This window comes from Bacillus thuringiensis, from assembly GCF_022095615.2.
Taxonomy (GTDB): Bacteria; Bacillota; Bacilli; order Bacillales; family Bacillaceae_G; genus Bacillus_A; species Bacillus_A cereus_AG.
The window spans coordinates 5,024,287-5,037,350 of sequence record NZ_CP155559.1 but is presented as its reverse complement, the minus strand read 5'-3'; the positions used below and the strand labels follow the sequence as shown (position 1 = coordinate 5,037,350).

Sequence of the window (13,064 nt, the reverse complement as noted above, 5' to 3'; positions counted from 1 at the left end):
GGAATAGACAAATTATAATTTTATTACCATATTAAAGTTTCCCGTTTTTTTTGTAGCATATTTGTGCGACTTTTGTTTATAATGAATAGTATGGATTTTTTTAAGCAGACCGTTATATATAAGGTTATATTTGAAGAAAGGAAGTGCCGCATAAGTGAATTTTAAGCAATATTCACCAGAAGAGCTAAAAGAATGTTCAATGATTGAAGTTGTACATAGCGTTTTAGGGGATAAAAGACAAGCAACGACATTCAACGAGTTGGTTCGAGAAATCGCTCAAGTGCTGGGACTATCTCAAGAGCAAGTTAATGCGAAACTCGCACAATTTTATACAGATTTAAACATCGATGGACGTTTCATTAATTTAGGAGAAAATCGTTGGGGGCTACGCAGCTGGTACCCATATGAGCAAATTGATGAAGAAATCTTACCTCAGCCAAAACCGAAGAAGAAACGTAAAGTTGAAGAAGACGGTTTTGACGAATACATTGAAGAAGATGAAGACTTCGACGATGCAGACGCAACTGAAGAAGAAGAGGTAGAAGATTTGGACAAGGTTCTTGAAGAAGAAGACGGAGATGACGATGATCTTGATGATTTAGATGAAGATGATGACGATGACTTCGCCGAAGAAGAACTTGAGTACGATGAAACTGAAGAAGAAGAAGAGGAAGAACTGTAGTTCTTGACTTTTCATTATCGTCCATGTAGAATCATTTTTGGGCTCTTTAAAAAAGGACGATAATACTTTTAAAGTGTAAATATAAAAGAAAATTGCTCCCTACTTATTACTTTATGTGATGAGGGGAGCAATTTTCTTTTTTGTTTTTTGTTTAGAAAATAAAAAGAGTCTAACAATAAGATGGATACAGTGTTATCTACATACGTTGCGCTTTGCAACGGTGATTATATAACAGCAAAATAGGAGGGAGCTTTTTCATGACTAAGTATATTTTTGTAACAGGCGGTGTAGTATCGTCTTTAGGAAAAGGTATTACAGCAGCATCTCTTGGAAGACTTTTAAAAAATCGTGGTTTAAACGTAACGATTCAAAAGTTTGATCCATACATTAACGTAGACCCAGGGACTATGAGCCCATACCAACACGGTGAGGTATTCGTAACAGATGACGGTGCAGAAACTGATTTAGACCTTGGTCACTATGAGCGTTTCATCGACATCAACTTAAACAAATACAGCAACGTAACAACAGGTAAAATTTACTCTTCAGTTCTTCAAAAAGAGCGTCGTGGTGAATACCTAGGAGGAACAGTTCAAGTTATTCCTCACATTACTAATGAAATTAAAGAGCGTGTATACCGTTCTGGTCGCGAAACAAACGCGGACGTTGTTATTACAGAAATTGGTGGAACTGTTGGCGACATCGAGTCTTTACCATTCTTAGAAGCAATCCGTCAAATTAAGAGCGACATCGGTCGTGACAATGTAATGTACATTCACTGTACGTTAATCCCGTACTTAAAAGCAGCGGGTGAAATGAAAACAAAACCAACGCAACATAGCGTTAAAGAGCTTCGTAGCTTAGGTATTCAACCAAATATTATCGTTGTTCGTACAGAATTGCCTGTTTCTCAAGATATGAAAGACAAGCTTGCATTATTCTGTGACATTGATACAAAAGCAGTTATCGAAGCACGTGATGCAGATACTTTATATGCGGTTCCATTATCTCTTCAAGAGCAAAATATGGACCAAATCGTTTGCGATCACTTAAAATTAGACAATCCAGCTGCAGATATGACAGAGTGGACTGCTTTAGTTAATAAAGTGCGTAACCTTTCTAAGAAAACAAAAATCGCTCTTGTTGGTAAATACGTAGAGCTTCAAGATGCATACATTTCTGTTGTAGAAGCACTTCGTCATGCGGGTTATTCATTCGACACAGATGTAGAAGTGAAATGGGTAAATGCTGAACACGTAACACCAGAGAACGTACAAGAATTAGTTGGTGACACAGATGGTATCCTTGTACCTGGTGGATTCGGCGATCGTGGTGTAGAAGGTAAAATCGTTGCAATTCAATATGCTCGTGAAAACAAAGTACCATTCTTAGGAATTTGCTTAGGTATGCAACTTGCATCAATCGAATTTGCACGTAACGTATTAGGATTAGAAGGAGCTAACTCTTCTGAAATTAATCCTGACACACCTTATGCAATCATTGACTTATTACCAGAACAAAAAGATGTAGAAGACTTAGGTGGTACACTTCGTCTTGGCCTATATCCATGTAAGCTTGCTGAAGAAACAAATGCTTACAATGCTTACAATGAGCCGGTTGTATATGAGCGTCATCGTCATCGTTATGAGTTCAACAATCAATTCCGTCCGGATATGGAAAAAGAAGGATTTGTATTCTCTGGTACAAGCCCAGACGGCCGTCTAGTTGAAATCATTGAATTAAAAGAACATCCTTGGTTCGTAGCAGCACAGTTCCACCCGGAACTAGTTTCTCGTCCAAACCGTCCACAACCATTGTTCCATGACTTCGTAAGAGCTTCTATTACGAATAAAGAGAGCAAGTAAAAAAAAGCGCCTGAAATAGGGCGCTTTTTTTAATATTCATTTAACATTTCATCGATTGTAAATTTGATCCCATGATATGCAAATAAAGCTATCATTAAACTTGGAAATCCATAGCGATTGCCTTCATCGTCTGGAATAAGGCCTTTTAACAGCTTTGTATCAATATGTACATCTGTATATTGTTCCAGTGATTCAGTACCTTCTTGAATAGCAGAGATGCCGACAATAGGGTGTCCATCTGCTTGAAGTTTTTTTGCCATTGCTACAACTTCTTCATCTGTTGAAAAACGGCTAATAAGAAGTACACGATCTGCAGAAGTTACTTCTACTTCTTTACCATTTTCCAATAATCGTTTTGCTTGCTTCATTGGTTCAGCACCGAATAATGCTTCAGCAACAACGCCCTCCATTTCATTTGTACCATGTAAATAAATAAAACCGTCGCCAACTAATGCTTGAGCAAGTAGACGGGCGCTATCTTCTATATTCGTTTCTTCTTTTTGAGAAACTCTGGAGAAATAACCACTTAATTGAGTTGAAAAAATTTTTAACATAATGTTACTCCCTTTCGTACGTGTTTACCGGCTTTCATTATAGTTTATTTTTTCAGAAAGGTGAAATCGAAGGGTAGCATAACAAAATAGGAAACGGTAAAATAAGAAAGAATAGGAAGGAATTTGCCAAAGAATAGCGAAAATTAATCGTTAAGATATAAGAAGCTTTAAATCTTGTATTTACACAGAAAGGTTGGGAGTTATGGAAGGGAAAATTTTAATCGTTGATGATCAATATGGCATTCGTGTGTTATTACATGAAGTGTTCCAAAAAGAAGGTTATCAGACATTCCAAGCAGCGAATGGATTTCAAGCTTTAGATATCGTGAAAAAAGATAATCCAGATTTAGTAGTGTTAGATATGAAAATTCCAGGTATGGATGGTATAGAGATTTTAAAACATGTGAAGGAAATTGATGAGAGTATTAAAGTAATTTTAATGACTGCTTATGGAGAGCTTGATATGATCCAAGAAGCAAAAGATTTAGGAGCTTTAATGCACTTTGCTAAACCGTTTGATATTGATGAGATTCGTCAAGCGGTGAGAGATCAGCTTGCTGTAGAGGCGTAAAAAATGAATTTTTTATAAAAAATATGGAAAAAAGCGTTTACATGGACTATTGAGCAGGTGAATACGGTTGAGTTTTTGAGTACAAGTTGTTATCCTATTGAGTGTAGAAAAAAGTCCGGTATGTAAATATACATATTTTACCTTATTCTGGTCATACTACCAGCGATAAGAACTTATCGGATACAAAAAACGTTTTTTAGGAGGATTCACCATGCCTTTAGTTTCTATGAAAGAAATGCTAAACACAGCACTAGAAGGAAAATACGCAGTTGGTCAATTCAACATGAACAACTTAGAGTGGACTCAAGCTATCTTAGCTGCTGCGGAAGAAGAAAAATCTCCTGTAATCCTAGGTGTATCTGAGGGTGCAGCTCGTCATATGACTGGTTTCAAAACAGTTGTAGCTATGGTTAAAGCTTTAATCGAAGAAATGAACATCACTGTTCCTGTAGCGATTCACCTTGACCATGGTTCAAGCTTCGAAAAATGTAAAGAAGCAATTGATGCAGGTTTCACATCTGTAATGATCGACGCTTCTCACCACCCATTCGAAGAAAACGTTGAAACTACTAAAAAAGTAGTAGAATACGCACACGCTCGTAACGTATCTGTTGAAGCTGAGCTTGGAACAGTTGGCGGACAAGAAGACGACATCATCGCTGAAGGCGTAATTTACGCTGATCCAGCAGAGTGTAAGCACCTTGTTGAAGCAACAGGTATCGATTGCCTAGCTCCAGCTTTAGGTTCTGTACACGGTCCTTACAAAGGTGAGCCTAACTTAGGATTCGCTGAAATGGAACAAGTTCGTGACTTCACTGGTGTACCTTTAGTATTACACGGTGGTACTGGTATCCCAACTGCAGATATCGTAAAAGCTATCTCTTTAGGTACTTCAAAAATTAACGTAAACACTGAGAACCAAATTGAGTTTACAAAAGCTGTTCGTGAAGCATTAAACAAGGACCAAGAAGTTTACGATCCTCGTAAATATATTGGACCTGGCCGCGAAGCTATTAAAGCAACTGTTGCTGGTAAAATGCGTGAATTCGGTTCTAACGGTAAAGCGTAAGAATAAAATTCCGTTTTGGAAACCGTCTAGTCTTTTAGACGGTTTCCTTTCGTTGTATAATGAAAGCGTGAACAAGTCTAAAGATTTTTATCATTTTGTTTTTGAAACAGAAAATAATGTGCATAGTCCTATTAATAAATGTGATAATGTATCTAAATTGATAAAGTAAATTCGATGAATAGTTAATCTTTATCTATTCGTATTACAGGAGAAATGGAGATAATGGTTTCCTATTTATTGAGTTTTAGGGTGGAAAGAGTGATTGAGATTCTTAAGGGGAGCTTTCTATAAAGATATAGAAAGTAAATACATTCACAAGAAGGGAGCTCAATATGGAAAAATTGCTAATTGAAGGCGGAAGAGCTTTAAATGGAACAATTCGAGTGAGTGGTGCAAAGAACAGCGCCGTTGCACTAATTCCAGCGACAATTTTAGCAGATACTCCAGTAACTATTGGTGGTGTCCCTAATATTTCGGACGTGAAAATGTTAGGAGACTTGCTAGAGGAAATTGGAGGAAGGGTAACTTATGGACAGGAGGAAGAGATGGTAGTCGATCCTTCTAACATGGTTGCAATGCCTTTACCAAATGGAAAAGTGAAAAAATTGCGTGCTTCTTATTATTTAATGGGTGCGATGCTTGGCCGTTTTAAAAAAGCTGTTATTGGGCTTCCAGGTGGATGTCATTTAGGACCGAGGCCGATTGATCAGCATATTAAAGGGTTTGAAGCGTTAGGCGCACATGTTACGAATGAACAGGGTGCTATTTATTTAAGAGCAGATGAATTACGCGGGGCACGTATTTATTTAGATGTTGTTAGTGTAGGAGCTACGATTAATATTATGCTAGCAGCTGTGCGAGCGAAGGGTAGAACTGTTATTGAAAACGCAGCGAAAGAACCAGAGATTATTGATGTAGCTACATTGTTAACAAGCATGGGTGCACGTATTAAAGGTGCTGGCACAGATGTAATCCGAATTGATGGTGTGGATTCACTGCACGGTTGTCATCACACGATCATTCCGGATCGTATTGAAGCGGGTACGTATATGATTTTAGGAGCTGCATCAGGAGGAGAAGTAACGGTTGATAATGTTATTCCTCAGCATTTAGAGTCAGTTACAGCGAAGTTAAGAGAAGCTGGTGTCCAAGTTGAAACGAACGATGACCAAATTACAGTGAACGGTAATAGAAGGTTAAAAGTAGTTGATATAAAAACGCTTGTATATCCAGGATTCCCAACAGATTTACAACAACCATTTACGACGCTTTTAACAAAGGCGCATGGAACGGGTGTTGTAACGGATACGATTTACGGCGCGCGTTTTAAACACATTGATGAGTTACGTCGTATGAATGCACAAATTAAAGTAGAAGGTCGTTCGGCAATTGTAACTGGTCCTGTTTTATTGCAAGGTGCAAAAGTGAAAGCGAGTGATTTGCGAGCTGGAGCAGCCCTTGTTATTGCAGGGTTAATGGCGGATGGAATTACAGAAGTAACCGGACTTGAGCATATTGATCGAGGTTATGAAAATATAGTAGACAAGCTTAAAGGTCTTGGCGCAAACATTTGGCGAGAACAAATGACAAGTCAAGAAATTGAAGAGATGAAGAACGCATAAGTGATACTTCCGCAGGGGGGAAGCGAAGCATCACTACTTGCGGAAGTATACTTTATAGAGAAACACAGTTCACAAAATACGGCAGAATATATAAAGACTTAAAGGAGAGGGATTATCGTGGAAAGAAGTTTATCTATGGAGTTAGTACGTGTAACAGAGGCTGCAGCTTTATCATCAGCGCGTTGGATGGGACGCGGGAAAAAGGATGAGGCAGACGGTGCAGCAACATCAGCTATGCGTGATGTATTTGATACAATTCCGATGAAAGGTACAGTTGTAATTGGTGAAGGTGAGATGGATGAAGCGCCAATGCTGTATATCGGAGAGAAATTAGGTACGGGATATGGACCACGTGTAGACGTTGCAGTTGATCCTTTAGAAGGGACAAACATCGTGGCAGCTGGTGGATGGAATGCTCTTGCTGTTATTGCAATTGCAGATCATGGTAATTTGTTACATGCTCCTGACATGTACATGGATAAAATCGCGGTTGGCCCAGAAGCGGTTGGGGCGGTCGATATTGATGCGCCTATTATCGATAACTTACGTGCGGTTGCGAAAGCGAAAAATAAAGATATTGAAGATGTTGTAGCGACAGTTTTAAACCGTCCACGTCATCAAGCGATTATCGAAGAAATTCGTAAAGCTGGTGCTCGTATTAAATTAATTAACGATGGAGATGTGGCTGGAGCAATTAACACTGCATTTGATCGTACAGGTGTAGACATTTTATTCGGATCTGGTGGAGCGCCTGAGGGTGTATTAGCAGCAGTTGCATTAAAATGTTTAGGTGGAGAAATCCATGGAAAGCTACTGCCTCAAAATGAAGCTGAATTAGCTCGTTGTAAAAAAATGGGCATTGAAGATATAAATCGTATCCTTCGCATGGAAGACTTAGTAAAAGGTGACGATGCAATCTTTGCAGCAACAGGAGTAACAGACGGAGAACTATTACGCGGCGTTCAATTTAAAGGTAGCGTAGGAACAACACAATCCCTTGTTATGCGCGCAAAATCAGGCACAGTACGCTTCGTAGACGGACGCCATAGCTTGAATAAAAAACCGAACTTGGTTATTAAATAAAAAGCGGAGGTGGCTTGCTCAGAAGGGGAAGGCATTGGAGCTCCTGACGAAGAGGCGTTTTTTGCCTCGCAGGAAGGGGTGAAATGACTGACCCTTCTAGCCACTGGAGCTGGATTAAATAAAAAGTGGAAGCAGCTCGCTCAGAATCGCAGGGCATTGGAACTCTCGACCTTGAAGCGCTTTTTGCTTCGAGTGAGAGAGTGAAATGACCGGAGATTCTAGCTGCTGGAACTGGATTAAGTAAAAAGCGTAAGCAGCTCGTTCAGAATGGTAGGGGGATGGAGCTTCTGACGTAGAGGCGCTTTTTGCCTCGTAGGAAGACGCGAAGCCACCGGAGATTCTAGCTGCTGGAACTGGATTAAATAAGAGCGAAAATGGCTTATCTATTCTTCCTCATAATAGGGTGAGTAGAAAAAAGAAAGAAATATGAAAAGCGAAGACAAATTTTCTTGTCTTCGCTTCTTGTATTTGTGTTTCAACGTATTGATTAAAACTAGATAAAAGGGTTACAATAGTGAATATTACCCTACTTGAACTTATTGCCTTTCATTATTAATTATTTGCCTTCCGTATTTTTTCCCTTTACCCATGTGAAAAGAGAATAACGTTAAAGTGTGGTGTCTGAATGAATTTGTCAATTGCAGCATTAGAAAACATGAAATTAAAAGAGTTATACGAGCTTGCGAAAGAATTTAAGATTTCGTATTATAGCAAATTAACGAAAAAAGAGTTAATCTTCGCTATCCTAAAAGCTCGAGCAGAAAAAGAAGGTTTCTTCTTCATGGAAGGCGTATTAGAAATTATTCAATCAGAAGGATTTGGATTCCTACGTCCTATCAACTATTCTCCAAGCTCAGAAGATATTTATATCTCAGCTTCGCAAATTCGTCGTTTCGATTTACGTAATGGAGACAAGGTTTCTGGTAAAGTACGACCTCCGAAAGAAAATGAACGCTATTTTGGATTATTACAAGTTGAAGCTGTAAACGGAGATGATCCAGAGTCAGCAAAAGAGCGTGTGCATTTCCCTGCATTAACACCATTATACCCAGATCGCCAAATGAAATTGGAAACGGAACCGAAAAAGTTACCGACACGCATCATGGATTTAATCGCACCAGTTGGATTTGGACAACGTGGTTTAATTGTCGCGCCTCCAAAGGCTGGTAAAACAAGTCTATTAAAAGAAATCGCACACAGTGTTACAACAAATCACCCGGAAGCTGAATTAATTGTACTTTTAATTGATGAGCGTCCAGAGGAAGTAACAGACATTGAACGTTCTGTTAAAGGAGATGTTGTAAGCTCTACTTTTGATGAAGTACCAGAAAATCATATTAAAGTAGCGGAACTTGTGTTAGAACGTGCAATGCGTCTTGTAGAGCACAAAAAAGATGTTATCATTTTAATGGATAGTATTACCCGTTTAGCGCGAGCTTACAACCTTGTTATTCCACCAAGTGGTAGAACATTATCGGGTGGTATCGATCCAGCTGCCTTCCATAGACCGAAGCGTTTCTTTGGAGCTGCACGTAACATTGAAGAAGGCGGTAGCTTAACGATTTTAGCAACAGCACTCGTTGATACAGGATCTCGTATGGACGATGTAATTTACGAAGAATTTAAAGGAACTGGAAATATGGAACTTCACTTAGATCGTTCATTAGCTGAGCGTCGTATCTTCCCGGCAATTGATATTCGCCGTTCTGGTACACGTAAAGAAGATCTATTAATTCCGAAAGAACATTTAGACAAGCTATGGGGTATTCGTAAAACAATGCGTGATACACCAGACTTTGTCGAAGGTTTCTTACGTAAACTTCGTCAAACAAAGACAAATGAAGAATTTTTACAAAACATTGTTGCAGACTCAAAAAGATATGTAACAACTAAGTAAAGGGAAAAGATTGGGACTCGCTTATTTCGTAGTAAGCGAGTTTTTTATGTTTTTTTAAGGAAATACTAAAGAGAGTAATATATGGGGGGAATTTTGTTTTTGAGATGAAAATCATATTTGGGTCGAGAGCTTGAAGTTTTCTGGATTCTGAACGAGCCACTTGTGCTTTTAATTTTTATCCAGTTCCTGCGGCTAGCTCTTCGTGTCTAAGAACCTCTCGCACTAAAGGTAAAAAGCACCTTTTGTACGAGAGAACCTTAGCCATTCAGAGCTGAACGAGCCGCCTACACTTTTAATTATATCCAGCTCCAGCGTCTAGAATGGTCGGTGGCTTCGCGTCTTCCTACGAGGCAAAAAGCGCCTCTTTGTCAGAAGCTCCATCCCCCTCCCATTCTGAACGAGCCGCTTGCGCTTTTATTTTTTAAAAAGACAAAAACAGGTAGTTGCAAAATGGAGTTAGCCTTGTTATAATTTCATCATATGTGTTTCATCAATATAGTTGTGTAAGCAGCTGAAGATGAAAAACTCTGTTTCGAAAATGATTCAGGGCGGAAGGAGATGAAAAGAATGAAAGCAGGAATCCATCCAAATTACAATAAAGTTGTATTTATGGACACGAACACAGGCTTCAAATTCTTAAGCGGGTCTACTAAAGGCTCTAGCGAAACTGTTGAGTGGGAAGATGGTAACACTTATCCATTACTAAAAATTGAGATCAGTTCTGATTCTCACCCATTCTACACTGGACGTCAGAAGTTTGCTACTGCAGACGGACGTGTTGACCGCTTCAATAAGAAATACGGTATCAAGTAATAAAGAACATAAAACAGGCAAGTGTATGTATTCGCTTGTCTGTTTTTTTTGCAAAAATATTAAACCTTTACCCTACTTTAGATTAGGAAAGTAGATGAAAGGAGAGCTCAATGTACTTAATGAATCAAAATGGTTGGATTGAAGTGATTTGCGGGAGTATGTTTTCTGGGAAATCAGAAGAGCTCATCCGCCGTATACGCCGTACGCAATTTGCAAAACAACATGCGATTGTATTTAAACCATGTATTGATAATCGTTATAGTGAAGAAGATGTTGTATCACATAATGGATTAAAGGTTAAAGCAGTTCCTGTTTCAGCTTCGAAAGATATATTTAACCATGTAACAGAAGAAATGGATGTTATTGCAATCGATGAGGTACAATTTTTTGATGGGGACATTGTGGAAGTGGTGCAAGTATTGGCAAATCGTGGCTATCGTGTCATTGTAGCTGGATTAGACCAAGATTTCCGTGGTCTACCATTTGGACAAGTTCCTCAGCTGATGGCGATTGCTGAACATGTAACTAAATTGCAGGCAGTTTGTTCTGCATGCGGATCTCCGGCAAGTCGTACGCAACGTTTAATCGATGGAGAACCAGCAGCATTTGATGATCCAATTATTTTAGTTGGGGCTTCAGAATCGTATGAACCACGTTGTCGTCATTGTCATGCAGTACCTACAAAACAAAGATAAATGAAACTCGCTATGTAGAGCGGGTTTTTTTCAAAATAGATGAAGATTGGTGGCCAGCTCTTTGTACAGCTAAGAACTTTAGGCAGTCAGAGCTGAGCGAGCCGCTTGCGCTTTTAAATATAATTTGCGTTTTTTTGATTAAGTACCATATACTATTTGTATTAGATACTAGGATGTAGAGGTGAATGGTGTGTTAGATCGTTTGCAAGCTGTAGAAGATCGTTATGAGAAGTTAAATGAATTGTTAAGTGACCCAGAGGTTATTAGCGATACGAATAAGCTTCGTGAGTATTCAAAGGAACAATCTGATATGCAAGAAACGGTAGAGGTGTACCGTGAGTATAAAGATGTTCGTGAGCAATTAAGAGATGCAAAAGCAATGTTAGAAGATAAGTTAGACGCTGATATGCGTGACATGGTAAAAGAAGAGGTTTCTGAATTAGAAGGACAAGATAAAGAATTGTCAGAGCGTCTGAAAATTTTACTTGTTCCAAAAGATCCTAATGATGATAAAAACGTTATCGTTGAGGTTCGTGGTGCTGCTGGTGGTGATGAGGCAGCTTTATTTGCTGGTGATTTATATCGTATGTATAGCCGTTATGCTGAGGTACAAGGTTGGAAAACTGAAATTATCGAAGCAAGCTATACAGAGCTAGGTGGATATAAAGAGATTATCTTTATGATTAACGGTAAAGGTGCGTTCGCGAAGCTGAAATTCGAGAATGGTGCTCACCGTGTACAACGTGTTCCTGAAACGGAATCTGGTGGACGTATTCATACATCTACAGCAACTGTAGCTGTATTACCAGAGGCAGAAGAAGTAGAAATTAGTATTCATGAAAAAGATGTTCGTGTTGATACGTTTGCTTCTAGTGGTCCTGGTGGACAAAGTGTTAATACAACGATGTCAGCGGTACGTTTAACGCATTTACCGACTGGTGTAGTTGTATCGTGTCAGGATGAGAAATCACAAATCAAGAATAAAGAAAAAGCGATGAAAGTATTACGCGCACGTGTTTATGATAAGTTTAGACAAGAAGCGCAAGCTGAGTATGATCAAAACCGTAAACAAGCTGTTGGTACGGGTGATCGTTCAGAGCGTATTCGTACGTATAATTTCCCGCAAAACCGTGTTACAGACCATCGAATCGGTTTAACGATTCAAAAGCTAGATCAAATCTTACAAGGTAAGTTAGATGATTTCATCAATGCCTTAGTGATGGAAGATCAGGCTCAAAAGATGGAGGCAGCTGAGTAATGCGTGTCTATGAAGCCCTGAAATGGGCTTCTTCTTTTTTACAGGAAAATGGACGAGATGAAAATGCGGGAGAAATTGTCCTTTGTCATGTATTAAAGACGAACAGAACCGGAATGCTCATGAATATGCGTGAAGAAATAACTGTGGAACAAGAAACAAGTTTTACGGAGTTTATTCACAAGCATGTAGAAGGTATTCCTATTCAATATATGATTGGTTATGAAATGTTTTATGGACGGTCGTTCTTTGTGAATGAAGAAGTATTAATACCAAGACCGGAAACAGAAGAGCTTATAGTGGGAGTGTTAGAAAGAATCGAGCGTCATTTTGATGATGAGAAACTGCATGTGGCGGATATCGGTACAGGTAGTGGAGCGATTTCTATTACGCTGGCTTTAGAAAATAAAAATCTTCATGTGTATACGGTAGATATTGCACAAGAGTCGATTGAAGTTGCGAAAGAAAATGCAAAAACTTTGGGCGCAGAAGTAACGTTTTATCATGGTGATTTATTGTCACCATTTTATCAAACAGGTCAAAAGTTAGATGTTGTTGTTTCAAATCCCCCATATATACCGGAAGAGGATTGGCGTGGCCTTTCTCCTGTGGTGAAAGAGCATGAGCCAAAGAGAGCTCTTGTTGGTGGTGAAGACGGATTAGATTTCTATCGCCGTTTTATGGAAGAGTTGCCGAATGTATTGCAGAAGAAAGCAATTGTGGCATTTGAAATTGGAGTAGGGCAAGGTGAGGATGTAAAAGGGCTGTTACAACAAGCTTTTCCACATGCTCATGTTGAGATTGTGTTTGATATTAATGGAAAAGATCGTATGGTATTTGCAGAGATGGAGTAAGGTTCACGCCTTACTCTATTTTTTTTGTGGGAAAATTTATATAGATTTTGAATTTAATAGTTTAGAAAGATTAAAGTCTGTCCACACTGTTTGTAGAAGGGACG

General features: G+C 38.9%; 12 protein-coding genes. 11 read left to right on the top strand and 1 reads right to left on the bottom strand.

What is annotated here, in order from left to right; translation table 11 throughout:
- Window positions 1–154: 154 nt before the first annotated feature.
- The gene (gene rpoE / locus KZZ19_RS26165; RefSeq protein ID WP_237981204.1) at window positions 155–682 is read left to right on the top strand and encodes a DNA-directed RNA polymerase subunit delta; all 528 of its coding nucleotides are present in this window, start codon (window positions 155–157) and stop codon (window positions 680–682) included.
- A gap of 257 nt (window positions 683–939) precedes the next feature.
- Window positions 940–2,547, top strand: coding sequence for a CTP synthase (pyrG, locus tag KZZ19_RS26160; RefSeq protein WP_088098508.1), 1,608 nt, complete (start codon window positions 940–942; stop codon window positions 2,545–2,547).
- A gap of 29 nt (window positions 2,548–2,576) precedes the next feature.
- Here pyrG and KZZ19_RS26155 read toward each other — a convergent pair whose 3' ends face one another.
- Window positions 2,577–3,101 carry a DUF2529 domain-containing protein gene (locus KZZ19_RS26155; RefSeq protein ID WP_237981205.1) on the bottom strand — a complete coding sequence of 175 codons (525 nt, stop codon included), beginning with the start codon at window positions 3,099–3,101 and terminating at the stop codon, window positions 2,577–2,579.
- Between the two features lie 202 nt (window positions 3,102–3,303).
- Here KZZ19_RS26155 and spo0F point away from each other — a divergent pair, with 202 nt between their 5' ends.
- The 9 genes from spo0F to prmC all read left to right on the top strand — a co-directional run bounded on the left by spo0F (window position 3,304) and on the right by prmC (window position 12,960).
- Window positions 3,304–3,672 (top strand): sporulation initiation phosphotransferase Spo0F, encoded by a 369-nt coding sequence (spo0F, locus tag KZZ19_RS26150; protein WP_000398592.1) that lies wholly within the window; start codon window positions 3,304–3,306, stop codon window positions 3,670–3,672.
- A 211-nt stretch (window positions 3,673–3,883) separates the two neighbouring features.
- On the top strand, window positions 3,884–4,741 hold the full coding sequence (locus KZZ19_RS26145; protein ID WP_088098506.1) for a class II fructose-bisphosphate aldolase: 858 nt from the start codon (window positions 3,884–3,886) through the stop codon (window positions 4,739–4,741).
- Window positions 4,742–5,073: 332 nt separating this feature from the next.
- A complete protein-coding gene (gene murA, locus KZZ19_RS26140) occupies window positions 5,074–6,363 on the top strand; it encodes a UDP-N-acetylglucosamine 1-carboxyvinyltransferase (RefSeq protein WP_000413265.1) in 1,290 nt (429 codons plus the stop codon).
- A 117-nt stretch (window positions 6,364–6,480) separates the two neighbouring features.
- A complete protein-coding gene (gene glpX / locus KZZ19_RS26135; RefSeq protein ID WP_000442336.1) occupies window positions 6,481–7,446 on the top strand; it encodes a class II fructose-bisphosphatase in 966 nt (321 codons plus the stop codon).
- 625 nt (window positions 7,447–8,071) lie between these two features.
- Window positions 8,072–9,343: a transcription termination factor Rho gene (gene rho, locus KZZ19_RS26130; RefSeq protein ID WP_001053898.1), complete on the top strand. Its 1,272-nt coding sequence runs from the start codon at window positions 8,072–8,074 to the stop codon at window positions 9,341–9,343.
- 567 nt (window positions 9,344–9,910) lie between these two features.
- On the top strand, window positions 9,911–10,156 hold the full coding sequence (locus KZZ19_RS26125) for a type B 50S ribosomal protein L31 (RefSeq protein ID WP_000643447.1): 246 nt from the start codon (window positions 9,911–9,913) through the stop codon (window positions 10,154–10,156).
- A gap of 110 nt (window positions 10,157–10,266) precedes the next feature.
- A complete protein-coding gene (locus KZZ19_RS26120) occupies window positions 10,267–10,851 on the top strand; it encodes a thymidine kinase (RefSeq protein ID WP_000281086.1) in 585 nt (194 codons plus the stop codon).
- A gap of 190 nt (window positions 10,852–11,041) precedes the next feature.
- Window positions 11,042–12,109, top strand: coding sequence for a peptide chain release factor 1 (gene prfA, locus KZZ19_RS26115; protein WP_002096180.1), 1,068 nt, complete (start codon window positions 11,042–11,044; stop codon window positions 12,107–12,109).
- Window positions 12,109–12,960, top strand: coding sequence for a peptide chain release factor N(5)-glutamine methyltransferase (prmC, locus tag KZZ19_RS26110; protein WP_237981206.1), 852 nt, complete (start codon window positions 12,109–12,111; stop codon window positions 12,958–12,960). Before prfA ends, prmC begins: the two co-directional genes overlap by 1 nt.
- The last annotated feature ends 104 nt before the right edge of the window (window positions 12,961–13,064 follow it).